This is a genomic window from Paenibacillus sp. OK076 (genome assembly GCF_900110055.1).
GTDB lineage: Bacteria > Bacillota > Bacilli > Paenibacillales > Paenibacillaceae > Paenibacillus.
Map to the genome: position 1 here is coordinate 59,192 of NZ_FOCH01000006.1, position 26,131 is coordinate 85,322.

Genomic DNA, 26,131 nt, shown 5'->3' on the forward strand with positions numbered 1-26,131 from the left:
AGTCAGCCTCTGCAAATAGTGGAGCAACTGAATTATAGCAATGGAAACGGGCGGGCTATAGAACAACATTTCAAGGCGGATGTTGATTTATTAACTTGTTGAAAACGTATACCGAATAGTGACTCATTTGAAATTCAGTATAGATATGTAAGGGGTTTCAATATAAAATAGGACTTCGATATGGTTCTTTACTTTAACCGGGACAGGGTGAAGCAATGAAATTTACAGTATTCTCAAAAACAGTTATGCTGCTGGTCTGCTTGCTGGTACCCATTTTGCTGCTCTATACCTACGCGAATCAGGCGAACGTGGACATGATCGTGGAGGAGAAGCAGCAGTCCAGCTTGAACCAGTTCAACTATTTTAGCTCTCAGGTGGATAAAAATATTGAGCAGCTTTCGCTCTACGGCCTGACTTTACTGCGTGATCCAAGCATTTTACACTATCGTTACATGACAGAATCAACCAGCCAATATGAGAAAAACAGCATCTATCTCGATATTCTCGACAAATTGTCACTATACCAGTCCACCAGCCGTTGGAAGAACGATATTACCATTGTGCTTCCTCAGGCAGAGTTGGTATTGTCCACCATGTCGAACCGGACGGTCTTTAATGAGAAGATGTTGAAGTTCCCACAGCCAGGCCGATGGCAGTTGAACAAAGGCAGCTTTACTTATTTCTTTACGGATAACTACGAGTGGAATGAAAAACCTGTGACCACGGATGTACGGACGGTGATGGAGATTAATTTTGATCCGATGAATATTGTTGCCATGCTGGATGATTTCAAAGAGGCACAGGGAGGAGATCCATTTCTACTCGTCCCGGGCAACGAGCCTCTATTAAATCGCAGTGCGGACCCCGAGCTAGTAGAAGCCGTAATGCGGGACATGCCACTAACCGAACTGGATAGTGAAGGCAACCATCAGCTGGAGGTGGGGGGCAAGAAGTACTTGGTCAGTTATGTGCTCTCCAAACAGCTGAACGGAATCTATGTTAACCCGGTTGTGCTGGATGACTTGCTAACGCCTATGGACAAGAGCCGAAATATGTTTATAACCTCGATTTTGCTGCTGCTCGTGCTCAGTATTGGCGCTGCACTGTTGTTATACCGAAAGGTACAGGTGCCGATACAACGTCTGATGAGAGGGCTGCAGCAGATTCGCAAAGGACAGCTGTCCACACGAATTCCGGTCGATCACTCCCGTGATGAATTCGCGTACCTAACTCAGAGCTTCAATCACATGGCCGAGCAGATTCAGGAGCTGATCGAAAAGGTATATGAGGAACGCATCCGTTCACGGGAAGCGACGTTGAAGCATCTGCAATCACAGATTAATCCTCATTTCCTGTACAATTGTCTGTTTTATATTAAAAATATGACGCAGCTCGGCAACCGCGAAGCGGTTATTGCCATGTCGCTCAGCCTGGGTGATTACTATCGCTACATCACACGTGATGAGAACGATATGACCACCGTGGAAGAGGAAATTAGGCTGCTGGACAATTATTTGTCCATCCAACAGATGCGCACCAACCGTTTGTCGTATGAGATCGCCGTACCGCAGGAACTGATGCAGCAGCACATTCCAAGGCTGCTGATCCAGCCTATCGTGGAGAATGCTGTCATTCACGGCATTGAACCGATGGAGGGCAGCGGTCACATTGTGGTTACAGGCATGGCAGTACAAGAACAAATCGATGGAAGGAACTTCACACGATACAGTCTGTTTGTCGATAACGACGGTGTTACTTTGACGGAGGAAGAGATCGCCGGTCTAGAACGGGAGATCAATGAACCGATGGGTGAAGAAATTGGCACGGGCACCTGGAATGTACACCAGCGGCTCATTACACGATATGGTCATTCTTCGGGGCTTCATTTTGGAGCGATCCCATATGGGGGTCTCAGTGTGGAAATACGATGGTTTGAGGAGGAATACCCTAATGATGAATCTAATGGTCGTGGATGATGAACATTCAGCGGTGGAATCGATTGCATCCTCCATACCGTGGAGGGAACATGGGATTGGACACGTATACAAGGCGTACTCGGTGAAAGAGGCATTACAGCAAATGACGGCACATCAGGTCCATATTATCATCACCGATATTCGTATGCCGGGCTTGTCCGGTCTGGATCTGGTAAGTCATATTCGGCAAAAGTGGGAGCGGACCAAATGTATCATTTTATCCGGACACGCGTCCTTTGATTATGCGAAGCAGGCACTCCGTCATGGAACAGTAAGTTACCTGCTGAAGCCCGTACGGGATGAGGAGCTGATCGAAGCGGTGCAGCAGGCCTCCGTCCAGATTCGGCTGGAGGGAGAGAAACAGTTGATGCATCAGCGCGCCATGTATTCGGTGAGGGAACATTTACCCGAGAAGCGGGCGGGATTAATGAAGGATGTACTGCTTGGACATAAATTTGCAGAGAGCGAACTTGCGGAGAAGCTGGAGCAATTGGAGATTGGATTCCGTCCCCAGGATAAAATGCAGCTGCTGCTCATCCGCTATGATGACCCACAGCCCACACACAAGGCATTCCGTCTGATGAAATACGCCATCTCCAACGTGGTGGAAGAAATTTTTGGCAGCAGCTATCATCTCTGCCATACGGATGATGCGTATGATGATCTCGTCTTCATGGCAAGTCCGAAACAGGCACAGTCTGAACCTGAACTGCTGATGGGGCGGCTCGGAGAACGGCTGCTTCACAGTGTGAAGCAGTATTTAAACGCCACCATTTCACTGTCAGTCAGCCGGATAGGCCGTTTTCCGGATCAGGTTCCACAATTATATCATCAGGCTGTAAGTGCCTTGCGCAAGCAGGCGGAAGCGGGCAAAGGACTGCATCTCAATGCGGCTGCCGGCTCCCATGGAGCAACATTGAAATCACTTTCGGCGCTCTATGAGCCACCCGGACTGACCGCACTGCTGGAAGCAGGACGGATGGAGGACGCGAGTAACAAGATTGATTCGATTTTCGCCGAGTTATCGGATAGTGTGTTCCCGGAGCATGTCTATGTTGCTTTTCACTATCTCGCAGCAGCCTTCTCGTACATGGCTCATCGGGAGGGCAGGCAGTTGTCCGATGTCCTCGGTGAGCAGTATCAGCAACTGTTGAAGGACGGCTACGGCGTGTCACTTCGGAGTCTGGAAGCCTGGACCCGTAGCGTGATGGAACAATGGGCTCGAAGCACAACGGACACAGGCCAGGAAAATGGATCGAACATGATCAGACAGGTCCAGCAATGGATTGACCACCATCTGGGCGAAGATCTTTCCTTGCAGGTTATAGCCGGGGAAGTGCATCTGCACCCGGTTTACTTGTCCAAAATGTATAAACAATCGACGGGTGAAGGCATCAGTGATTACATTATCCGTTCCCGAATGGAACGTGCTGTTCACTTGCTGAAGCACACGGCTATGAAGATTTATGAAGTCGGTCAGGAAGTGGGATATAACAATACCCCTTATTTCATTCAAGTCTTCCGCAAACATTATGGCCTGACCCCGCAGGATTTTCGGAACGGTTAACAAATCAATATGAACATTGAAATTGTGATATATGTTTGCTTCCCCGGCTGCACTATCCTTTTCATGTAAGGGCATTCAAAGTGATTGAGGAGGGGTTTCATGTATAGAAAAATGATGACTGCATTGCTTGCACTGACGATGGTTGCCGTAACGGCATGCAGTTCGGGGGCAAAGGAAGAACCATCCAAGGAAGCGGCTGCGCGACTTGCGCTGCAAGACGGTAAGTATGAACCTGCGGTTCAGATGAGCTATTTGCGAGCCTGGAATGATGATACAAAGTTCAAGAACGGAGAGACTGCACAGAACAACGTGCACACCAAATGGGCCAAAGAGCGTCTGGGCATCGACCTGACCACGCCTTGGGCTGTGTCCGTGACCAATGATGCTTTTTATACGAAGCTTCGTCTCTCCCTGTCGGCTAACGAGGAGATGCCGGATATCGTCTCCATCCGTGGGGACTACAATCTGGTGCGTGAGTTGATTGAGTCGGGTAAATTCGCCGATGCAGGTGAACTGTTCGACAAGTATGCATCCGACACATGGAAAGGGGCTGCTGAATCCGCACCGGAAGAGTGGTACCCGTACATGTATGAAGGCAAACGGTATGGTATTCCGATCTTTGACTATGCTTACAACGGCGACCCGGTTATGTTTATCCGTGAAGACTGGCTGAAGAAGCTGGGACTGGAAGAACCCAAAACGATCGATGAGCTCGTGACGGTGATGGATGCATTTACGAATCAGGACCCGGATGGTAACGGTAAAAAGGATACGTACGGTCTGACGGTCGGCATGAAAAATGCCCTCAATACCTGGATGACTGAATCCGGCTGGATCTTCGGCATGTACAACACGATGCCAGGACAGTGGAATCTGAATGCAGAAGGAACACTGGAATACGGCTCGGTTCAACCGGGTGTGAAAGAAGGACTTGCAACGATGAAAGACTGGTTGTCCAAAGGCTATCTGCCGAAGGAAGCCGGCGTATATGATGAGATCAAGGCAGCTGAACTGTTTACAGCAGGCAAAGCCGGAATCATTGTGGGACCACACTGGATGCCGAACTGGCCGATCGATGATGTGAAGAAAAATGTGGACGGCGCTACCTACAAAGCCATTGCCCTGCCAACCGGACCGACTGGCGAGAGCCATCACCACGGTTCAGGTGCCAGCAACGGGGTTGTGTTGATCAACAAGGATATGGCAAACCCAGAAATTTTCTTCACATATCAAAATTATTTGTTCGATAACTTCGCTAATCCAGAAGTGGGTGGGGAGTTCGAACATGGCTTTGCCCAAGGATATGACTTTGATATCGTAGATGGTAAAGTGCTTGGTGAAGCTGAAGTGAAAGATGGGGTATCCCCCCTCAAATACACAATTACGTATGACGGTGCACGGATTCCGAACCTGATGATGGATACGCTGGCGGAGCTTGCTACAGGCAAGGAGCCTGAGACGCCTTTTGAGAAAAACACGAAGATTGCCAACAAACCGGAAGTGTTTGCAGCGGCCCAAGTCGTGGTAGCTCATAAGGATGATGCAATCAAGAACAAATTCACGGGTGCACCGACGGATACGATGAAGATGAAAAAAGATGCACTCGACAAGTTGGAGAAAGATACGTTCAGCAAAATCATTTATGGTCAGATTGGCATCGATGAATTCGACGCGTTCGTAACGAAGTGGAAATCCATGGGTGGCGATCAAATCACAACGGAAGTCAATGAATGGTTCAAAACAGTCAATTAATACCGTGAATGGTTTACGAGATGAATCATACTAAAGTAATACAAGAAGGAAGAAGTATTTCGTAAATACACCGGATTTGGGCGGGAAATCGCCTGAATTCCGGTGTTTTTGTTTTGCGTGGGGAATGCATAGACATGTATGGAAGAGCTTATCCATTCATTTCTTGACGTACAACCGTGCGTAAGACTTATTGTTTCGTAGATGCGCGAGAGAGTAGAATAATAAGTATTATACGAACATCAATACGTATTTTTAGCATAGATGGTTTGAGCAATGATCTGATTAATGGGAAGGCGGTCGAAGCATGAGTACACGCTATGATCAGGCAATGGAAGAGATGATTGAGGTAATTGAACAATGGTTTGATGAACAGTTGAAGCGGGATGACCTGGAAAAGGCAGTGAAGCGAACAACGCTGCAAATGGGAATCTTTAATGATATTTTGCTGGATTACAGACCTGGACGGACTACGTTAGACAGTGTGGACCTTGGATTGGATGAAGGATTGAAATCAAAGAATGCAGGCCCATTTACCGAGGAACAGGTGCGGAATGAAATTCAGCCCAAGCTTGTAGAAGTGGTTCAAGGAAAATTAGACAAGCTGGCGGATACACCGTTGATCGACTATCGGTTTACCTTTCGCGGGAAATTCCCAACGACAGAAGGAAAGCTGCAAGTGACTATGCTCGAATATATCAACGAAGGGAAAAGGCAGCAGTTGCTTGAGCGCATTCATACATACGTAGACCAAAAGCTGCTGAATGGTACATATCCAACAAAGCCGTTGGAATCCTTTTTTTTGACGCGTCACCTGCTTGACCCGAAATTGTTCCCTGAACTGGACGTAGCGTGGACTATAGGGCAATATGATCGTATTCAGGAGTTAAATAAAGGACGTCAGGAAGCCCTGGCGGAGCATCGTGGTGATATTATTCGTGCAATAACGTCATGGGCAGAGCATTATTTTTTGCCACGCTACTTTGATGTACAGCCTTCTGCGTACAGCACCAATGTATATACACTTAAGCCAGGTGCTTCTTTGGAGGAGGACCAGCTTCAGAGTGGGCATGGGCATCATGTGGTACAGCCTATTGATCTGCTGCTGTATGCAGCCGTGATGATTCTTCGATATGAGCCTAGTTACAGTAAACCGAAAGGCCTCAACTTCCTGGAGCTGGCGAAACAGCTTGGCAGTAACCGAGCAGCGCGCATGATGACGGAAGGTAGCGGAACCTATGCTAAGGAAGATATCTATTTGAAAAATGAGCATGTGGAATGCACAGCCAACGATGTGTTCTCGATCATTACCATCATCATTCGCAAGGAAGAAGCAGCTGCCTACGAACAAGCCATTGCTTTTATCACCCGTTTGCTGAAGCAGGGTTTCCCCAAGAGTTACAAGATCAAGCTCAAATCCAGCGTGAAGCAGTATCTGCCTATTAAAGGTCTCGCGAAGTCGGATACCCATCGATTTTTCGCAAACCTACTTGAGTACCCGGAACTGCATCCGCTGCTGGAAGAATATGCACGTACAGCGATCGAAGAGTTCGAATTTTATGCGGATACAGAGGGTGAAAAGAACTGTATGCCAGGCAGTTACGCAACCTTCGGACTTGGACTGGCAGATGAACGGTATTTCCCGTTGGTTGAATATTACATGGGAGAAGTGGATGATGAGCACCAGTTGGTACAGGATAAATTCACCGCTGCCTTTGCTGAGACACAAGGTGTAACGGCAAGCACGGTACCTGCATTAGTTGCCTGTTTGCTTCGTTCTACGGATTCTTTGAAGCTGAAGATTCAGCCAGAGTTGGAGAATGAGGATAAGCTTGAACTTTTGGTCCAATCGTTGCATGGGATGGAAACCTATGAAGTGGAGCGTGTGCTGTATCCGATTTGGGGGAAGGTAGAGAAGCTTGCAACGCTGGCACGCAAGGCGGATGGTAGACGGAAAGAGTTGCTGCTAGAGCTGTTAAAAGCTGCAGGGAAATAAGGATATATCCGTGAGGACTTTTCAAGGTTAATGTGATGTATGAGGATACAGGTAAAGGTGGGTGAGTATATGGGGCCATTGAATCGGGATGCATGGAAAGGCTTATCTGCTCAGGAAAAAGAGAAGCGGCTGCGTGATTTGGTCAATCATTTTCCCAAAGGTATGAAGTATGAGGGATTGGAGACATTTGAACGATTCGGTCAGCGAATCGAGACAGGTGTATTTTCGTATGATGAGCAGCGATTTGTGTTTGTGCCTGGTGATCGGGTGACACTTGGATGGGATCGTTGGCAGGATGGGATGAACGAGGAGACTTCCTCAGATTTTCTGGAGACGGTCAGTGAGTATGGTGTGGAGGATGTGGATTCTTTTTTAAGTAGCCAGATGTCTCCGGTTAGGGACGTGCACATTGCTCCCATGCTGGTGGAGTGCAGCAGCCATTCCCTTGGTTGGATTGAAGTGACGGAAGCTGAAGCGATGGCGCAGGAGAATGCCTATTTTGCAGAAGAATTGGAGAAGTTTAAGTTGTCCGATCTGAACCAGTATGAACTGCATCAAGAGTTCCGTCTGGTTCGTCAAAATGAGGCAGTACAGATATTTTGGTTCAATGAAGATTTGACGCTGGAGTACCTCATCGATGAAGAAGAAAAAGCAGGTTTTGGTTTGCTTACTGAAGATGAGTGGGAGTATCTGTACGGAGGGGGCTGCCGCACGTTATTTCCATGGGGAGACAGCTTCGACTACACGTTGAAATTGAAGCATTTTGGAAGCCTCGAAGAGGTGGAGGGAATTGTGGATGAATCGATAGAGCCGGACCCTTCCCTATTCGTCGAGAATGACCGTCCGTATGATTTGGAGCTGCCCAACTTTTTTGGTGTCCAGTTTGCTGGAGATCCCTATAATTATGAGCTTACGCTTGATGGATCTGGAAACATGATGCCCAAAGGTGGCGACGGTGGCGCGATGATCTGTGGTGGGATGGGACCGTTGGTCGGCTTCCTACCGGCTGCGGCCGTATACTATCGTGATGGTAATGCAGGTGAGTTGGACTGGGAGGATATGATCGATTACATGAACTATCGGAGAGTGATTCGTTTAACTGACTTGGCAAGGGAATTTTGAGTGTTAATAAATTAGTAAGGGTACAGCAGCATTTGCTGTGCCTCTATTCATTTTTTGGGTAAATATAATCAGGTTGATCATCCCAATATCAGGAGCGTGGGCGCATTGAGCACAGCTGCATATCCTTTTACAATAAAATGATAGACTTTTACATAACATGTTCAATCTTATATTAAGGAAAAGGGGAATGACTTTGCCTTCATATACATCGTTTGAATGTTCTGGCCGAGAGGCCTTGTTTCTGTTTCAACTGATGAATATTCCCGAAGCAGAACAGCTTCTCCGGGATCTCAATAATCCTTCCTTGGAGGGTGAGCAGGCGGAGGGTATGTATAAACAAGTTGTTAACCGTCTGGTTAAAGATAGTGTCATTGAAGTAGAGGATGGGCAAGTCACTATAGATCGGCAAGTACATAACCTGCTGATGGGGTGTAAGCTCAGTAGTGCAGTTATCCGGCTTGAACTGCATATCGTGGATGGTGAATCGTCCGTGACTTATGGTTTTTTATCAGGCATGCAAATTGTGGAATGGGTATGGATGCCCGCACGGGATCAGGCGGTACTGTCTTCTTTCAAAGAATTACAGGATCTGTTCCAACTCATGGGGAACCGGATTGAGTTGCCCAATACGGCAGAGGAAATGTTGCGCACAGCCATTCAGGCAGAAACGTTGCAGCAACTATTCGCGTTACCGATCGGATCAGACGTCGAGTCCACTCAATCGATTTTACAGCAGGACCATCACCTCAATGAGTCGTTGATCAACGAGTTATCCCATGCTTTCGTGACGATCTTAAGACAGGGGCAGTTTGATGTGTACACTCGCGGGACGGAGGGCAAGCCGCAAACCATTTATTTTCTGGGCAGTACCGGTGGCAATTGGTTATTCCTTGAAGGGAAAGATACAGATCTGACCGCATTCAAGGTGACCGAAGAAGAGGTGGTGCAGAGTCTATTTTTGCTAACGACACGTTCATTATCTATGTTGCCTCTGGTCTAAACCACGTGTAATCATCTACGCAAGTCGAAGGAGGAATTCCAATTGACCAAAATTATCATGAAAGCGGACTACCTGAACTCCCTCGCACAGCAGATTGAACAGGTTACCGCACAACTGCAGCAGGTGGATGGCGCTCTGCAACGTTCCATTCAGGGTGCAGTCTGGCAGTCGGGGAATCGTCAAACTATCATCGGTTTATACCAGACACACCAGCAACGGTTTCAGAACGCTGGACAGAATATGCAGCAACTGGCGGCATTTGTGAAAACCACCCGTGAGCGAATGGAACAGGAGGATCAATCAGGTGGTACATTTGGGCTGACCGGAATTAATCCAATCGCTCCATTTGACGGACCAGGAAGCACGGTAGGAACACTGACGGGAGCCGCGGCTGTTGCCCGGTTGGGATATCGCGTGAAAAATGGCTACATGGTCAAGCCGCAGCTGGACCGGAATACGCCGCGTATTTTGGTTCGTGAAAGTTACGATTCGGTCAAAGATAACAAGATTGTGAACGGAAGACCAAGAGACTACAAAATTCATTATGTCCGTGACATCGAAGCCAAACTTACTAATGGAACCGCTACCCCGCAGATCAAGGAAATAGCCTCTATGGTCAAGCCGGGTTATGCGGTCAAATCTGCATTAACGGACAAATTGGGATGGGCAAGTGTTGGCATTGATGTTTTCACTGATACCCAGGAGAACATTAGCCATAATGCGTCTAGTGACAAAGTTGCTGGCGATATCATCGGTAACGTTGTTGTCGGCGGGGCAACAACCGTTGGCGCGACACTTCTGACAGCGGCTATTCTGCCTGCAGCAGCACCTGTGTTGGCAGTAGGCGCAGTTGGTTTAGGCGTATCCGTAGGCCTGACTTATCTTGCGGAAGGGATAACCATGAATATGGATTTGGATGGCGATGGGAAGGATGATTCTGTGAAGGATGTCGTTAAGCATGGTGCAAAGAAAGCCTGGTCTACAGTAGCGGGGTGGTTTAAATAAATGGCAAGCAAAAAACGTAAAACTTCAACGACCAGCGCCTCGGTTTCTACGATGTATGAAGGAACGTCCTATCATCGGGATACATTCGAAAATTATCTGGCTGTATATGCGGTAGATGGCATTCGATTCAGTGCGGGTACGCTGGTGCTTTTCTTTCTTAATATATTCCTGTTAATTCCCGTGTTCAGTGCTCCGTTCCAATCCGCATACGCCTATATTCTCCTACCGTTGCTAGCGGTGATGAATGTGTGGGCCATCGCGTTGATTGTGGCACCACGAAGGTTGCAGGTGAATTATGTCCTGTTTCGGGGTGTGTTTGGGATCGTCTGTTCTTTGGGTTTTATGGTCATTGTGCAAAAGTTCGCATACGGCATGTTAGGCCTTACAACGCCGTGGTACGCCATTGGATCATTTGTTTTATATGGATTTGCATTATATCAGTATGCGAAGTTTCACTTGCGTAAACTGCAACAGTATCCTCAGCGGAAAAAAGGGGATAAGGGCGCTAGAATGCCAGTAGCTACGCTAACGATGTTAACGGGGGGTGGATATCTTCTGGCTAACATTTCACTGGCGTTTGTTACGCAGCAGACCGTAGCTGTCGTGCTCATCTGTGTCTATATTATGCTGGCTTTTGTTGTATTTCACTTTATTATGGATGTGCACCGATACTACTGGCTTCGCCAGGTGTTGAACAAGTCTGATGAGGTTCATGCCAATAATAAAAACATAAAATGATAAAGGAGGACAATCACTATGGAAAAAGAAACATCCACTTTATTGCCTACTGGCTCCGTCATCCTTTTAAAAGAAGGCACCAAAAAGCTGGTCATCTATGGACGCAAGCAAATGTTGATGACGGAACCACCACGTCAGTTCGATTATATTGGCTGTTTGTACCCGGAAGGGTATATCAATGCGGATTATACCTATGTATTTAATCATGAAGATATCGAAGAGATTATTTTCAGGGGTTATGCAGATGAGGAAGAAGAGGCGTTTGCTGTAAGTTTGAGTGAATCATAGAAAATGCAAAAAGCCATGGCCTTGAAGGAATGATAACTCATCTTCGGGTACATGGTTTTTTTAAAGCAATGTGATGTGGCATGTGCTTTTGCCTATCGGGACTGATCCGCTTCACGAAAACGGGTCGCCGTCTGCTGAAGACTATTGCTTGTTTCCTGCAAACCACGCAAATAATGGCTCACAGACGTCAGGCTATCATTCATTCGTTGTAGAAACTCACGCTGACGCTCACCTTCCCACTGACCCTCAGACTGATCCATCATCGTTTTGAGCTGCGTAAGGATAGCATGCCCGTTCTGCGAGGCCTTGTTAAATTCACCTGCAAGTTGCTGCAGTTGCTCCGGGGATAAATCGATCCGTTGGTTCATGAAGTACACTCCTTATCTTTTCTTCTGTTAGATGCAGTATACTTCATTATAACGCTATTCATTATGAAATGAATCCGGACGAAAGCAGTGTTTTCAGAATCATAGCAATCATCTTGTATAGGACAAAACACACATTGAATCTGTCCCTGACCACAGGAAGAACAGAATGATGTGTGTTTGTTAGTTTTATGATTTTCAGTGTGTTTCTATGATTCTAGCTGCGAAATTATTTCACTTTTTGTACAGATACAGCCATTTGCTCCAGCTGTGTATGAGTCAAAGCGTTATTTGTTGAGCTGAGGGTCACATAGCGATCATCCAGTTTGAATGTCAGCATGTCGGTTTGATCCGGTGTGTACCATTTGGCGGTAACTCCGTTGGGCAATTTAACATTTTTGCCATCATAGCTGAAGGAGTAGTCTTTAGGCGACACCGTGACATTCATGTGATTGAAGACAAAGTTTACACCATCGCCACCTGCAGCCACACTTTTGAATGAATCCCCGGCAATCATGTGTTGTGGTGCGTACGCAGTCTCAAATCCTTGGAATTTCGCAAAGGCTTTGCGGATGGCAGCTGATTGTTCTTGGGTATATTTCACATCAGCGAAGCCCGTAACGCCTTGATCATTGCCTTGAACCTTTTGCACAGATACAGCCACTTGCTGCAACTGAGCCTGAGACAGCTTATGGTCAGGTGAGCTTATTGTGACGTAACGATCATCCAGTTTGAACGTGAGCATACCCGTTTGATCCGGTGTGTACCACTTGGCTGTGACGCCATTGGACAGTTTGACATCTTTGCCATTGTAACCGTCCGAATAATCTCTTGGAGACACATCCACTTTCATATGATTAAATGTAAAGCTCACTCCATCGCCGCCAGCACCTACACTTTTGAACGTATCACCTGCAATCATCTGCTCAGGAGCGTATGCTGTCTCGAAGCCATCGAACTGTGCAAATGCCTTTTGAATGGCTTCTTTTTGCGCTGCGCTATAGGTTACATTGTTCAATGTGGAAGGATTGCTTATAGCTTCTCCGATGATCACCTGTCCTTTTTTACCGTCATACGATACAGGTACATGCAGCGCATCAGCAATGGCACGTACAGGCAGATAAGTTGAATTATTGTAAGTGATTGGAGCCAGTTTGTTGCCATTGCCATCCGTTGGTGAGTACGCCGCACCGTCTACATTGAAGCTGATCCCATGGTTGAGATATGCCGAGATTTTCTCCAGCTGAGTGCCTGCGAACACGCCCGTTGCTCCTGTTAATGTCATGCCCAGTACCATCATCGTTGCTGCGGATTTCTTCAAGTTTTTCTTCATGTGTATAACTCTCCTTTAAATTGTGTTTTTTATAATGGCTTGCTGTCCTTATGGCTTTATATTACCCGCGGAACATATCCAGAATAATTCTGAATTATCTCGAACTTGTAAACATGTGTAAGGATTTTTCATTTGGAATTTGTTGTTTAGAGGAGAGCATTCACATTATTGATGTTGGAGAAGCAAGGAGAGGGGATATTCATTTCGATCAGGCAGCCGCGCTGACTTCCTTCATTCCCACATCTGTTACAGAGAGAGAACTGTCAGAGATTGCAGCTGATTTTGAGCAGGGATATACACAGGAAGGTAATTCTTTCAGCAGGAAAAGTCTTTATGAACAAATGCATATGTGGGTGATACGTGGACTCTTGGCCATCCTAAGAGAGAAGGGAATGGTTCGCCACACCATCCCATATGTACAATGAAACCTTAAATTACTCGAAAAGTTCAGACATGTACTTTACTTTGCTGAGATTAAGGGCTCTTCAATTCACTAAATACAGGATGAAACCGCCTATACCGAGAACGATGGCACCAACGTATACATAGGTAAGTTTGCTCAGATTTTGCCTGGTCCTGCGATCATACTCGGGGTTGCTGGTCTGATTCGCTTTTGAATTCCCGATGATCATGGTAGCAATTCCACCGAATAGGGCAATGCCAACAATTAAAATATAGGGCAGCAATGTCATGCGATGACCTCCTTCATTGAAATCAATCGTTCTTTTCATTGTACTTCAAGTTTACCTTGGATGTAAGTTTTTATTGATAAATAAAGGAAAATAAAGTCCTTCTCTTACAGTATGTATGCGGTGCTAAATGGAGCGGATCACTATAATTTTAAAATTTTAAATTTGAGATAAACCTTGTTGTGACGCGTATTTGCGGCTTTCCTGAGCGGAGGCTGCAATTTTTTTTGCCCAGAGAGTGATCCAGATTGAAGAACCCTGCGTTATACCCTATGAAGACGACGACGAGGAAACAAAGGATAAACAAAACTAACCGAGGAGTGACACGTAATGAAAATGAAAATGAAGAAATTTATCGCACCGATGCTGAGCTTGACGTTATTAATGCCGGGAATCGCCGGGGCTGCTGCAGCACCACAGACACCAATGACTACAATGAAGGCAAGTGTCAATACACCTGCTGCTGACCTGAGAGCGAGCCTGGATCACCTGTTATCCGAACACTTTGCACTCGCAGTAACCGCAATGGCGAAGGCATATGACGGAGCAAAAGATGCAGACGCAGCTTACAAAGCACTCGACCAAAATGCATTGGACATGCAGCCGGCAATCGCTTCCCTTTACGGTGATGCAGGAGCCAAAGAATTCGAACGTATCTTCCGCGCTCATAACAAATATACAGATGATCTTGTGAAAGCAACTAAGATGGGTAACCAGGCTGGAATCAAACAGGCTCAGAATAATATCAACGGTTTTGTAGAAGAATTCTCTACATTCCTCAGCACCGCAACGGAAGGCAAATTGCCAAAAGAAGCAGCCAAAAATGCTTTGAAAGTACATGAAGATCTCGTGCAAAAAGTATTTGATGAATATGTAGCAGGTGACTACACCGATGCATACAAAGCTTACCGTAAAGGTTTCAAAGAAATGTTCGACGTGAGTAAAGCACTTTCCACAGCAATCACAACACAAATGCCTGAGAAATTCGAGAACAGCAAAGCGGATACACCAGCAGCTAATCTGAGATCTGCACTGAACCACTTGGCTTCCGAGCACTTCGCTCTGTCGGCTCTGCAAATGCAAGAGCAATACGATGGCCGCACAGCAGCATCCAATGCACTGGTTACAGCTGAAGCTGGAAACACAGCGGATTTCAAGGCAGCGATTTCTTCCATTTACGGTAATGACGGTGCCAATGCGTTCGAGAAAATTTGGGTAACCAACCACGTGAATGCACAAAGCGACTATGTAACAGCGGTTAAAAACAATGATGCAACAGCTCGTGCAGCTGTGGAGAAACGTATTGACGGATTTACAACGGAGTTCGCGACGTTCCTGGATTCCGCTACAGCGGGTAACCTGCCAAAAGCTGCCGGACAACAAGCATTGACGACACATGAGAAGCAAGTACAACAAGTATTGGATCAATATGCTGCGGCTAACTACGAAGGTTCGTACACGACTAACCGTGAAGGATTCAAAGTTATGTTTGGTGTAGGTCAAGCCCTGGGTAATGCAATTGTGACTCAATTCAATGATAAATTCCAAGAGCAACCCACTACACCGACAATGCCCGAAACAAGTACAACAACTGTATGGATGCAGCTGAACAGCAAAACGCTGAAAATCAATGACAAAACAACCAACATGGACACCACGCCAATGCTTTGGAAAAACACAACCTATATTCCACTGCGCTTCCTGAGCGAAGGAATTGGTGCAACCGTGAAATGGGATAAAAAAGCACAACAAGTAACGGTAATGGCTGGCAATGATACACTGAAGTTCTGGGTGAACAACAACGTTATGGAAGTGAACGGCATGAAGAAAAATGTGGGTGCAACGGTCTTTGTTAACAAAGATGGACGTACACAAGTGCCACTGCGCTTCATCGCTGAGCTTCTTGGCTGGGATGTAAAATGGGCGCAAAAAAATGGCTCCATCACGCTAACTAAATCCATGTAATCACTAACTCTTTATAAAAAGAAGAACGAAAAAAGCTGCCCCATACGGCAGCTTTTTTATTGTAGGTTCAGTGCCTTTACCTTCATCTTACTTATTGAACCTGCAATCCAATCTGTATCACATGGACGCAAAAAGGCCACATCAAAATATTCAAATATTTGGTATAATCAAAGCAGTCAGCAACCTCGACACGTGTTTTTGCTCACGGTACAGTGGTGGACTGTACATAATTGTATTCATTAGCCCGTTGGAGTCATGTATGTTGTATTATTATTCGGTATGATCAAACAAGAAAAGGGGGTTCAAGCGGATGGACACAGCTTCAAAGCCTGAGCGACGGGCAAAACATATTGATACCCGTCTGTTTATTGCCTGGGCCGTATCAGTCATTGCGACTGGAGGCAGCCTTTATTTTAGTGAGATTAAGGGATACATCCCCTGTGATCTGTGCTGGTTCCAACGGATCTTCATGTATCCGTTAACGATTCTACTCGGCATTGCCTACTTCAAGGATGACGTGGGCATTACCAAATATGTTCTTCCGCTTAGTTTCATCGGAGGTGGAATCTCGTTATACCATGTAACAATTCAGCGTATCTACTCGGCTACAGGAAGTTCAGTGGCATGCGGACAAATTCCGTGTTATACCGATTATTTGAACTGGTTTGGTTTTATCACCATTCCGTTACTTGCACTGATCGCATTTATCATCATTATTGTTATGCTGTGGGGAATTGGCAAAACACCAAAATCTTCTTCATAAGAAAGGACAGATCATTGATGAGCGGACAAGTCCGTTGGTTCATGCCCTTCATCATTCTGACCCTCCTGATTGCGGGATGTTCGGAACAGAAGCAGTCCCAGTCAGGTGAGATGCCGGAGATGATTAAGGTGAAGCTCATGGTCCCTGACAAGGCTTCCCTCCATAAGCCCGTGACCTTGCAGGTGAAGCTCACTCAGGGTGATGTCCCGGTAAGCAATGCGGATCAAGTTCAATTCCAGATCTGGGATGAGCTTGAGGATGCCCCAGCAGTCTCGCCTGAATTAGGAATGATGACTGAGGAGAAGCTGGAGGAACAAGGCGCTTTGAAGGCAAGCGAGGTTGAGAATGGTCTGTATGAGGTGCAGTATACTTTTGAGCAGCCAGGTACGTATGTGGTGCAGGCCCATGTGACACAAGGGGCTATGCACAGTATGCCCAGAGCGAAGATCCAGGCGAAGTAAAGCGAAGACGGGCGTGGGGATTGGTTCCGGGCTGGAAATACGTATATAATCATTAAGATATGAAGAATGTTGTAGGAAAAGAGGTTGTTATGGCAACAATTCATGATGTTGCACTCAAAGCAGGCGTTTCCGTAACTACCGTCTCGCGTGTATTAAACAATCGGGGTTACATCAGTCAGAAGACCCGGGATAAAGTGTATCAGACCATGAACGAACTGAATTATCGTCCCAATGAAATTGCCCGTTCTCTGCTGCGTAAGCAGTCCAATGTCATCGGCTTGATTATTCCTGATGTGTCACATCCGTTTTTTGGTGAACTGGCGAATTATATTGAGTTTCATGCATACCGGAACGGGTTAAAAATGATGCTGTGCAACTCACACATGGACCCTTCCAAAGAGCGAGAGTATGTGGAAATGCTCAAGGGTAACCGGGTCGACGGAATTATTATGGGAAGCCATACGCTCGAAGTGGATGAGTACATGAATCTGCATTCTCCCATTGTTACATTGGACCGGCAGATTGGTACCGACATCCCGTTCATCTCATCTGATAATTATCAGGGCGGGGTTATGGCAGCCGAATTACTGCTCTCCAAAGGCAGACGACACGTTGCGCATATCTGCGGCAATCTAGGGCTGCAAATGCTGTCCAATCGCAGAACGACAGGTTTCACGGACACACTGAAGGCACATGGAATCCAGCCGGTCATGATTCATGAAACCGACCTTAATGTGTTCAGTCAGCATCAGTACACTGAATTGGTCGGAAAACTGCTTGCTGAGCATCCCGAAGTGGATGGACTGTTCGTCACCAGTGATCTGATGGCCATTCATGCCTTGAAGCAGATCGTGCTTCAGGGTCGCAAAGTTCCCGAGGATATCGCAATTGTTGGTTATGACGACATCCAGGCGGCGGGTTATGCGATGCCAGGCATTACAACCATAAGGCAGCCAATGGAGGCCATGGCTGAGCTTGCAGTCGAATTGATCCGAAGTCAGATCGCTGAGGAAGAGATCGGGATGGAGCATATTTTACCAGTCACACTGGTGGAGAGGGAGACGACCTGAGCAAGGTCGTTTTTTTTGCATTCTTTGATTCGTCTAAAATATTGTAAAAATCAATAGGGAAGGAAACTTGTTTATTTTTATGTCAAACGATTGACATGTCAAACCTTTGACATTATAATCTGTTTTGTAAGCGTTTCCTTTTATATTAATGAACGGGGGCCATGACAGATGAAAAGAGAGCAGAAATGGATGAAATTATCGGTATTATCTTTAATTATGGTTGTGATGTTATCCGCATGTGGCGGTGCGAAGACAGAAACAGGCTCAGGATCATCCTCATCGGACGGTGAGGTCAAAATCACGCTTCTGAATTCCAAAGCGGAGATTAACAGTCAGTTGGAACAGGCAGCCAAGGATTTTCAGTCCGAGAATCCCGGTATTACGCTGGAGATTGTGCCTGTAGGCAACGGTCAATCCCCATTTGAGAAAGCCTCGGCGCTGTATGCATCCGGTAACCCGACAACGATGATGATGCTGGATACAGGGGATGTTGAGAAATTCAAGGATCGCGTTCTGGATCTCACTTCAGAGAAGTGGATGAAGGATGCTGTCGAGAACAGCACATCAGCTACCACATTTGATGGCAAAAACTATGCATTTCCTTTCTCCATTGAGGGATACGGTTTCATCTACAATCAGCAAGTGCTGGATCAGGCTGTAGGTGGCACATTTGATCCTCAATCCGTACAGACCACTGATCAGCTTGAGCAGCTGTTCCAAAAGATTGCAGCCACTGGAAAGTCACCTTTGATCGTCTCTCCGATGGATTGGTCGCTCGGTGCCCACTACCTTGGGCTTGCGTACGGTGGACAGTCCCCGGATCGCGCCAAGGTTGATCAATTCATTAGTGACCTCAAGGCAGGCAAGGTGGATTTGGCTTCCAACACCGTCTTCAATGGCCTGATGGATACGTTTGACCTGATGAAGACTTATAACATCGACAAAGCTTCCCCGTTATCCGGGACGTATGAGCGTGGACCCGAAGTGCTGGGCAAAGGGGAGGTTGGCATCTGGTTCCAGGGGAACTGGGCTTGGCCTCAAATTCACAGCTTTGATACAGCGGATGGAAAATATGGCTTCCTGCCGGTTCCTGTGAGCAACAATCCGGACGATTTTGGCAACACGCAAATTTCGGCAGCCGTATCCAAACGCATTCTGATCGACAAGGAAAAGAGCACACCTGCGCAGCAGGAAGCTGCCAAGAAATTTCTGGACTGGATTGTCTATGAGGCCAAAGGGCAGGATTTCCTGGTGAATCAGGCGACCATTATTCCGGCATTTAGCAATATCACTCTAGAACCGGCTGATCCGCTCGGCAAGTCGATTGGCGATTACATTAAGGCAGGTAAAATCGAGGAATCAATGAGCACACTTCCAGCCGACCATTGGTCCAAACTGGGTGCTTCCATGCAGAAATATTTTGCTGATGTTATTGATCGGGGCGGACTTGCCAAGGAAATTCAAGACTATTGGACCAAGGTAAAATAAATTCAACGTCAAAATAAACCAGAGTAGCTCAGGGCACAGGCGAGGAACATTTCTTACCTGCTGCCCTCCGGGCTTCTGTTGTTGCACATAGAGAATGGATGGTATGCCGGGAACAAGAGGTGGGGCGATGAGGATTTTCGAACTGCCATTCCCGTCTACGGCTAACCGGCAGTCAATACAGTTGGACAGAGTGGAGGATGACAATGCTGACCGAAAAAGGATTATGGACCCGTCTACGTACCCGACTGATTTTTACCGGACCGACGCTGTTTGCGTTCGCTACCGTCATGATTATTCCGTTTTTGTACGGCATCTATTTGACGTTTACGAACTGGGATGGCATTGCTGTGGAGCAAAGTCTTGTGGGTTGGGACAATTATGTCGGCGTGTTCAAGGACACCGTGTTCTGGACATCATTCGGGATGACGCTGGAATACGTATTTATTACGGTAGTACTAACCAATGCGGTTGCATTCCTGCTTGCCTACGCGGTAACACGGGGCATGAAGGCGCAGGGCTGGTTCCGAGCGGGCTTCTTCCTGCCTAATCTCGTCGGTGGAATTGTGCTCGGCTTTATATGGCAGTTTATTTTTAATCAGGTGCTGGTATTTGCCGGACAGAAAATGAACATCCCGTTGTTCGCAGCCTCATGGCTGTCAGACCCCGACAAAGCTTTCTGGGCCCTGATCGTCGTTACCGTATGGCAATATGCCGGGTATATGATGGTCATATATATTGCAGGGCTGATGAATGTGCCCAAGGATGTGATGGAAGCGGCCAGTATTGACGGGGCAAGCAACCGCAAGATGCTCGCACGGATTGTATTGCCGCTGATGGTGCCTTCGTTTATCGTGTGCGTGTTCCTGTCACTCCAGCGGGGCTTTATGGTCTATGATCTCAACGTCTCTCTAACCAGCGGCGGACCGTTCAAAAGCACGGAAATGGTGTCCATGCATGTATATGAACAGGCTTTTCTGGCTCGTGATTACGGGCTTGGCCAAGCAGAGGCGTTTGTCCTGTTTATCCTGGTGGCCACCATAACACTGCTCCAGGTGTATTTCAGCAAAAAACTGGAGGTGGAGGCATAATGGCTGGACAATCTCGAATTTTTGGATGGGCTAAGCTGCTTTCATTAATGGTAGCGCTCGTGTTGTTCATTTTTCCGTTTTTGCTGCTCATCACGAATTCGTTCAAGGCCAATCAAGCCATCACATCGGACCCACTAGGTCTTCCAGCGTCCTTTCAATGGGATAACTACGTTAGCGCCTTTGATAAAATGGGATATATATCGGCATTCGGGAATTCGTTGCTGATTACAGTGGCAGGTGTACTGCTGATCGCCCTGCTCGCAGCGATGACGGCTCATTATTTTGTACGGCATAACAGCAAGCTGAACCAATATCTTTTTTTCCTGATGGTAGCGGCCATGATTATTCCTTTTCAAGCCATTATGATCCCATTGGTGAAAATATACGGTTCACTCGGTCTGCTGGATAACAAATGGTCGCTCATTTATATGTACATCGGCTTTGGCAGTCCACTGGCTGTATTCATCTATCATGGCTTTATCAAGAGCATCCCGCTGGAGTTGGAAGAAGCAGCATTAATGGACGGCTGCGGCAGAGTGCAGACCTTCTTTCGCATCGTATTGCCAGTGCTGCTGCCTACAAGCGTGACGATAGCCGTGCTAAACGTCCTGTGGATCTGGAATGATTTCTTGCTTCCTTCCCTGGTATTGACTTCTTCCGAGCAGCGTACGCTCCCGTTATCCACCTTTTATTTCTATGGGACCTATACGGTCGATTACGGCCCATTGATGGCTGGTCTCGTGCTGACCCTGCTGCCTGTGCTGGTGGTGTATCTGTTCGCGCAAAAGTATATCATTCAGGGTGTGATGCAAGGGTCCATTAAATAATCGGTTTGAGGCAAATTGCGGTAGAGAGACAGGAGTGATAGACATATGAATCAGGAACCGAACGTAAGACAGGAAACAAACATAAAAAAGCATTCAGACATAAACAAGGGTTCACAAATTAAAACGGATTTAGACCTCAAACAAAAGTCAAATTACGAACAAGAGTCAGACGGCGCATTGCCAGATACACAGCCTCAGACGCAGGAAAGCTATACACTTGCCCGGGCGGATGTTTACATCCAGGAACACCGGAAACAGGTTAATCCGACCTATCGAATGGCGTATCATTTGATGCCTGAAGTAGGCTGGATGAACGATCCGAACGGTTTTGTATACTACAACGGAATGTACCACATGTTCTATCAGCATTATCCCTATGCCCCGGTATGGGGGCCCATGCACTGGGGTCATGCCGTCAGTCATGATCTGGTCACGTGGTCGTATCTTCCGGTCGCACTCGCACCGGATCAGAGCTACGACAGCGGAGGATGTTTCTCTGGCAGTGCGATTGTTCAGGATGGCAAGCTGCTGCTCATGTACACGGGACATGTCGTGACGGGACCGGACAAGGATAACGATTACCGACAGACGCAGAATATTGCTGCTTCGGACAATGGGGTGGATTTTGTCAAAAGTGCCCTGAACCCGGTCATCCGTCTGGATCAGATTCCGGAACACACGAGTCCGAAGGACTTCCGGGATCCCAAGGTGTTTGAGCGCAATGGCGTCTACTATTGTGTACTGGGTTCCAATGATACGGAAGGCGGTGGCTTAATCCTTCTATATCGTTCGACCAATCTGCAGCAGTGGAGCTATGTTAATATACTCGCTCAAAGTGACGGCACACTCGGGGACAACTGGGAATGTCCGGATTTGTTTTCTCTCGGCGGCCGGGATATTCTGATCATGTCTCCGCAGCGAATGCCAGCCCAGATGGACAACTATCGCAATTTGCACTCCACCGTTTACATGATTGGCACACTGGATGAATCGCGGGGCATATTGGAATATGAGCAATATCATCCGCTGGATTACGGATTTGATTTTTATGCGCCACAGACAACGGATGATGAGCAGGGACGCCGTATTATGGTAGCGTGGATGGAGACATGGGAGACGGATATCCCAACCCAACAGGGTCACCACTGGGCAGGGGCGATGACGTTGCCGCGCGAGATTGTTCTGAAGGGGGAGCGATTGTTCTTCCTGCCAGTCCCAGAGCTGGAGCAATATCGTTCGAATGAGGTTGAACAACATGACATCCGCTTGAACGGCACACGGGACTTGGGGATGGAAGGAGATCGATACGAACTGTTTGCCGTCTTTGAAGCAGATCGGGCAGACCAATTCGGACTGAAGCTGCGTACAGGAGAAGGCGAAGAGACAGTCATCTCCTATCAAGTAGGGGAGCGCAGACTTTGTCTCAATCGGGATCATGCAGGAGCCGGGCCCGGGGGTGAACGTGCTGCTGAAGTGCAGCTGCATGACGGTAGACTGGAGCTGCGAATTTTTGTGGACGTCTCGTCGATTGAAGTATTTATTCAAGGTGGGGAGAAGGTCATGACAGCTCGTATTTATCCAGGGCCGGAATCCACCGGGATCACAGCGTTTTCCTCAGGAGAGTGTACCTTGACTGAAGTTCGCAAGTGGGATCTGAAGGTATAGCATTTTTCGAGCTCTGTAGAGATGCTTGCTTAAATTGTATTAGAAAGAACTGTTTAACGTGGATGTATTCGATCCAAAACAGTTCTTTTTGATTTAAACGAAATTTGTTTAAGATATTGTTTGATTTATCGAAATTCAGATCAAAATATACCTTGACCTTGAAGTATACTTCAAGGTTTATCCTTGTTGTATTACAACAAGTTGGAGGTAAAATCAATGAGAATTTTGGAATGGATGTTGGTCATTGTGACGGTTATTAGCGCAGTAGTCATGTTAAGTTCACCCAAACGCCGGGCAGTGAAAGTGGGTACGTTGTCGGCACTGGCACTGGTTGTCCTATTGCATGGGGTAATCGATCATTTTCGTGTGCAGCTGCTGCCCACCTATATCGTAGTCCTTGTTTTACTGATTGTATTGGCTTTTCAACTGTGGAAGTCCGGACGCCGTATGCAGAACATACAAAAACCGAAACGTCGTTCGTGGTTTAAAACCATCTTGGCATCCATTCTGGTGCTAGCTCTCAGTGCAGGTTCAATGGTGCTCACGTCGCTTTTCCCTGCATTTACGATGCCTAAACCGACAGGTTCATTCGCCATAGGCACCTATTCGCAGCAGCTAACGGATGAATCCCGCGAAGAAACCAAGACGGCTGAAGCGGGCGACAAGCGGGAACTTATGATTAATGTCTGGTATCCTGTAGATCAGGAAACAGCCAAAGGATTACCGCTGGAGCATTATCCTGCCGAGTTGGGAGAGGCGATCAGTCTCGTATTTGGCATTCCACCAGTGGTGTTCAGTTACCTTGATACGATTCCCACGCATGTGGTTAAAGGCGCTGAGGTGTCTGCCGCACAGAGCAAGTATCCAGTGTTGCTGTTCTCACCTGGCGTACGCTCAGCACGCTTTCAAAGTATGACCGCGATTGAGGAACTGGTAAGCCACGGCTACATTGTTGTTGGGATCGACCATCCGTATACTTCTGCTCAAGTGACATTCCCGGATGGACATGTTGCTTCGTATGAGCCGGATCCTGACTATCCAACGTCAGAGGAATTATATCAACATAATATTGAAGGTGTTGGCATTCGTGCAGCTGACGCAAGCTTTGTACTGGATACGCTCACCCGGTGGAATTCACATGATCCGAATCAATTACTCGCAGGCAAGCTTGATCTGGATCATGTCGGTATCTTTGGTCACTCCTACGGAGGTGCGACAACAGCGGAAGCGCTGGCACAGGATAGCCGTTTCAAAGCAGGACTCAGTTTGGAAGGCGGATTCTGGGGGACCGTATCCACGACAGCCTTGAAACAGCCGTTTATGTATATCATGTCAGGTGAAACAGCCAAAAGTATGGACCCGAACGCCACGGAGAAGGATAAAGTATTCTATCCCGAGTTTGAACCGGATTTGGACCGGGTGATGACAAGCAGTCTCAACGACACGTATTATCTGACCGTGGATGGCTTCTTCCATCAGAGTTTTACCGATATTTCCTTAATCTCACCCAAGATGTTTGCCAAGGGTATAACACCAGAGCATAATGTGGACATTACCAGATCATATACATTGGCATTCTTTGACCGTTATTTGAAGGGAGAAGAGCAGCAGCCTTTGCTGGAAGGGCCGTCAGACCGTTTTCCCGAGGCAACTTATGACACCAAGTATACCAAGCTGCGGAGCAATCAGGCAGAATAACGCGGAGATGGATGGAGGAGTAGCATGAAAACCATGACAAGAGGAGAGTTAGCCAAACGTACAGGGGTGAGCATGGCAACGCTCCGGTATTACGAGGACAGTGGAATTCTGCCTGTTCCTCGTCGTTCGTCTAACGGATACCGTGTGTATACCGAGGACTATCTCGTTAAGGTCAAATTCATTAAGGATGCTCAATCGCTGGGATATTCCTTAAAGGAAATACAGGCTACGTTGCAACTGCTCAGTCAGGAGGACATGGAAAGTGAAGCGCTAAAAACACTTGTACGTGACCGAATTGAAGAGATTCAGCTGCATATTGATAACTTGCAGCGGATGCAGACTCTTCTTGCCGGGTTGCTCCTGACGCCAGAGAACGATATTCACAATTACATTGAATCTTTCCGAATCAACAATCAAGATGGCAATTGATAAGATAACCCTTTAACCAATAAACACCTTCCAAGATCATCCCTGACGCGTTTGGCGTGAGAGATATCTTTGAAGGTGTCTTTTATGTTTCCGCCTGTTCATAACGATTCAAAGCAATTCATAGCAATCCTGCTTCGCGCAGGAAATAGTTCACAATTTCCGTCTGATACTTGATCCGGTCTGATCGGTTCAGACTCCAGCAGGTCTCTACGGTAACCGAGCGGGCTTGAAGCAGGCGGGCTGCGGCTGTTCGTGCTGAACCGGGTAACTCATGCTGCTTCAGATTGAAGTGCCTGTCACGAATGGGAATCGAACGGTTCATTCGCCCTATAATTCGTTTGCATACCGGTACAGCCTTGCTGCCTGGATTGGTAATCAAGGTTTGCCCCAGTACCTGTGAGCTGCGTTGGGATAATCCGTTGGCTTCATGGAGGTCCAGCCACCAGGCAGGTCCATATTGACGGGCAAGCCGAAAGACAGCGGAAGCAAGCGGATGTTTGGCTTTGCCAGAAATATGCCGCGGGAACGTGCGATTTAAATCAGGTTTTCCTCGGCTTTTGTTTCGGTGAGCCTTCTGATTCACTCGTGGAATAATAATGAGGAGTCCACGAACCACGTGTCGACGCCCTGCCATGCAGTCATTAGCCAGCTTCTGCGCAGCGGCCATGCTGGCGGTTTCATTTCCGTGAACGCCCGATGTAATCATGATGACGGGTCCGGGCTTCGTTCCTCGAATGAGGTAATAGGGAGTGGCGTGTGCACTAGATGCAGCAAGTGTATGTTTGGTAACAAGCATGACACTTCACCTCCGCTATTACAGTACGTCATGTCCTTCCCGCATGTAACGGC

General features: G+C 47.2%; 23 protein-coding genes. 19 read left to right on the forward strand and 4 right to left on the reverse strand.

Annotation, left to right across the window (positions count from 1 at the left end):
• Positions 1 to 215 precede the first annotated feature (215 nt).
• The 9 genes from BMY78_RS28600 (at position 216) to BMY78_RS28640 (ending at position 11,441) form a co-directional block, all read left to right on the forward strand.
• A complete protein-coding gene (locus BMY78_RS28600; protein ID WP_090904633.1) occupies positions 216 to 1,976 on the forward strand; it encodes a sensor histidine kinase in 1,761 nt (586 codons plus the stop codon).
• The gene (locus BMY78_RS28605; protein ID WP_177185905.1) at positions 1,951 to 3,543 is read left to right on the forward strand and encodes a response regulator transcription factor; all 1,593 of its coding nucleotides are present in this window, start codon (positions 1,951 to 1,953) and stop codon (positions 3,541 to 3,543) included. The genes BMY78_RS28600 and BMY78_RS28605 overlap by 26 nt, the downstream gene beginning before the upstream one ends.
• Positions 3,544 to 3,642: 99 nt before the next feature.
• Positions 3,643 to 5,295, forward strand: coding sequence for an extracellular solute-binding protein (locus BMY78_RS28610; protein ID WP_090904635.1), 1,653 nt, complete (start codon positions 3,643 to 3,645; stop codon positions 5,293 to 5,295).
• Positions 5,296 to 5,599: 304 nt separating this feature from the next.
• Positions 5,600 to 7,288, forward strand: a complete 1,689-nt coding sequence (locus tag BMY78_RS28615) for a DUF6138 family protein (RefSeq protein WP_090904636.1) — start codon at positions 5,600 to 5,602, stop codon at positions 7,286 to 7,288.
• A 69-nt stretch (positions 7,289 to 7,357) separates the two neighbouring features.
• Positions 7,358 to 8,410, forward strand: a complete 1,053-nt coding sequence (locus BMY78_RS28620) for a hypothetical protein (RefSeq protein WP_090904637.1) — start codon at positions 7,358 to 7,360, stop codon at positions 8,408 to 8,410.
• A gap of 187 nt (positions 8,411 to 8,597) precedes the next feature.
• Positions 8,598 to 9,410, forward strand: a complete 813-nt coding sequence (locus BMY78_RS28625) for a hypothetical protein (RefSeq protein WP_090904638.1) — start codon at positions 8,598 to 8,600, stop codon at positions 9,408 to 9,410.
• A 42-nt stretch (positions 9,411 to 9,452) separates the two neighbouring features.
• A complete protein-coding gene (locus tag BMY78_RS33560; protein WP_256222499.1) occupies positions 9,453 to 10,415 on the forward strand; it encodes a hypothetical protein in 963 nt (320 codons plus the stop codon).
• A gap of 51 nt (positions 10,416 to 10,466) precedes the next feature.
• The gene (locus BMY78_RS28635; RefSeq protein ID WP_090904753.1) at positions 10,467 to 11,153 is read left to right on the forward strand and encodes a hypothetical protein; all 687 of its coding nucleotides are present in this window, start codon (positions 10,467 to 10,469) and stop codon (positions 11,151 to 11,153) included.
• Between the two features lie 18 nt (positions 11,154 to 11,171).
• Positions 11,172 to 11,441, forward strand: coding sequence for a DUF4176 domain-containing protein (locus tag BMY78_RS28640; protein WP_090904639.1), 270 nt, complete (start codon positions 11,172 to 11,174; stop codon positions 11,439 to 11,441).
• 92 nt (positions 11,442 to 11,533) lie between these two features.
• Here the strand turns inward: BMY78_RS28640 and BMY78_RS28645 are convergent, their stop codons facing one another.
• From BMY78_RS28645 to BMY78_RS28660, 3 genes are all read right to left on the reverse strand, one after another.
• Complete coding sequence (locus BMY78_RS28645; RefSeq protein WP_090904640.1) at positions 11,534 to 11,809, reverse strand: WXG100 family type VII secretion target; 276 nt, start codon at positions 11,807 to 11,809, stop codon at positions 11,534 to 11,536.
• Positions 11,810 to 12,035: 226 nt separating this feature from the next.
• On the reverse strand, positions 12,036 to 13,139 hold the full coding sequence (locus BMY78_RS28650; RefSeq protein WP_090904641.1) for a stalk domain-containing protein: 1,104 nt from the start codon (positions 13,137 to 13,139) through the stop codon (positions 12,036 to 12,038).
• 485 nt (positions 13,140 to 13,624) lie between these two features.
• Positions 13,625 to 13,831 carry a hypothetical protein gene (locus BMY78_RS28660; RefSeq protein WP_090904643.1) on the reverse strand — a complete coding sequence of 69 codons (207 nt, stop codon included), beginning with the start codon at positions 13,829 to 13,831 and terminating at the stop codon, positions 13,625 to 13,627.
• A 327-nt stretch (positions 13,832 to 14,158) separates the two neighbouring features.
• On the opposite strand from BMY78_RS28660, the gene BMY78_RS28665 reads away from it, so the two are divergent.
• From BMY78_RS28665 to BMY78_RS28710, 10 genes are all read left to right on the forward strand, one after another.
• Positions 14,159 to 15,793: a copper amine oxidase N-terminal domain-containing protein gene (locus BMY78_RS28665; protein WP_256222500.1), complete on the forward strand. Its 1,635-nt coding sequence runs from the start codon at positions 14,159 to 14,161 to the stop codon at positions 15,791 to 15,793.
• Positions 15,794 to 16,103: 310 nt separating this feature from the next.
• A complete protein-coding gene (locus BMY78_RS28670; RefSeq protein ID WP_076291195.1) occupies positions 16,104 to 16,556 on the forward strand; it encodes a disulfide oxidoreductase in 453 nt (150 codons plus the stop codon).
• Between the two features lie 17 nt (positions 16,557 to 16,573).
• A complete protein-coding gene (locus BMY78_RS28675; protein WP_090904644.1) occupies positions 16,574 to 17,017 on the forward strand; it encodes a FixH family protein in 444 nt (147 codons plus the stop codon).
• Positions 17,018 to 17,106: 89 nt separating this feature from the next.
• Positions 17,107 to 18,087: a LacI family DNA-binding transcriptional regulator gene (locus BMY78_RS28680; protein WP_090904645.1), complete on the forward strand. Its 981-nt coding sequence runs from the start codon at positions 17,107 to 17,109 to the stop codon at positions 18,085 to 18,087.
• Positions 18,088 to 18,255: 168 nt separating this feature from the next.
• Entirely contained in the window at positions 18,256 to 19,575 is a 1,320-nt protein-coding gene (locus BMY78_RS28685; RefSeq protein ID WP_218152289.1) for an ABC transporter substrate-binding protein, read from the forward strand.
• A gap of 203 nt (positions 19,576 to 19,778) precedes the next feature.
• Positions 19,779 to 20,663, forward strand: a complete 885-nt coding sequence (locus tag BMY78_RS28690; RefSeq protein WP_090904646.1) for a carbohydrate ABC transporter permease — start codon at positions 19,779 to 19,781, stop codon at positions 20,661 to 20,663.
• The gene (locus tag BMY78_RS28695; protein WP_090904647.1) at positions 20,663 to 21,490 is read left to right on the forward strand and encodes a carbohydrate ABC transporter permease; all 828 of its coding nucleotides are present in this window, start codon (positions 20,663 to 20,665) and stop codon (positions 21,488 to 21,490) included. Before BMY78_RS28690 ends, BMY78_RS28695 begins: the two co-directional genes overlap by 1 nt.
• Positions 21,491 to 21,535: 45 nt before the next feature.
• On the forward strand, positions 21,536 to 23,155 hold the full coding sequence (locus BMY78_RS28700; RefSeq protein ID WP_090904648.1) for a glycoside hydrolase family 32 protein: 1,620 nt from the start codon (positions 21,536 to 21,538) through the stop codon (positions 23,153 to 23,155).
• A gap of 216 nt (positions 23,156 to 23,371) precedes the next feature.
• Positions 23,372 to 24,853, forward strand: a complete 1,482-nt coding sequence (locus tag BMY78_RS28705; protein WP_090904649.1) for an alpha/beta hydrolase family protein — start codon at positions 23,372 to 23,374, stop codon at positions 24,851 to 24,853.
• Positions 24,854 to 24,877: 24 nt separating this feature from the next.
• Positions 24,878 to 25,282 carry a MerR family transcriptional regulator gene (locus tag BMY78_RS28710; protein ID WP_090904650.1) on the forward strand — a complete coding sequence of 135 codons (405 nt, stop codon included), beginning with the start codon at positions 24,878 to 24,880 and terminating at the stop codon, positions 25,280 to 25,282.
• A gap of 118 nt (positions 25,283 to 25,400) precedes the next feature.
• Here the strand turns inward: BMY78_RS28710 and BMY78_RS28715 are convergent, their stop codons facing one another.
• Positions 25,401 to 26,078, reverse strand: a complete 678-nt coding sequence (locus BMY78_RS28715; RefSeq protein WP_090904651.1) for a succinylglutamate desuccinylase/aspartoacylase family protein — start codon at positions 26,076 to 26,078, stop codon at positions 25,401 to 25,403.
• Between the last annotated feature and the right edge of the window lie 53 nt (positions 26,079 to 26,131).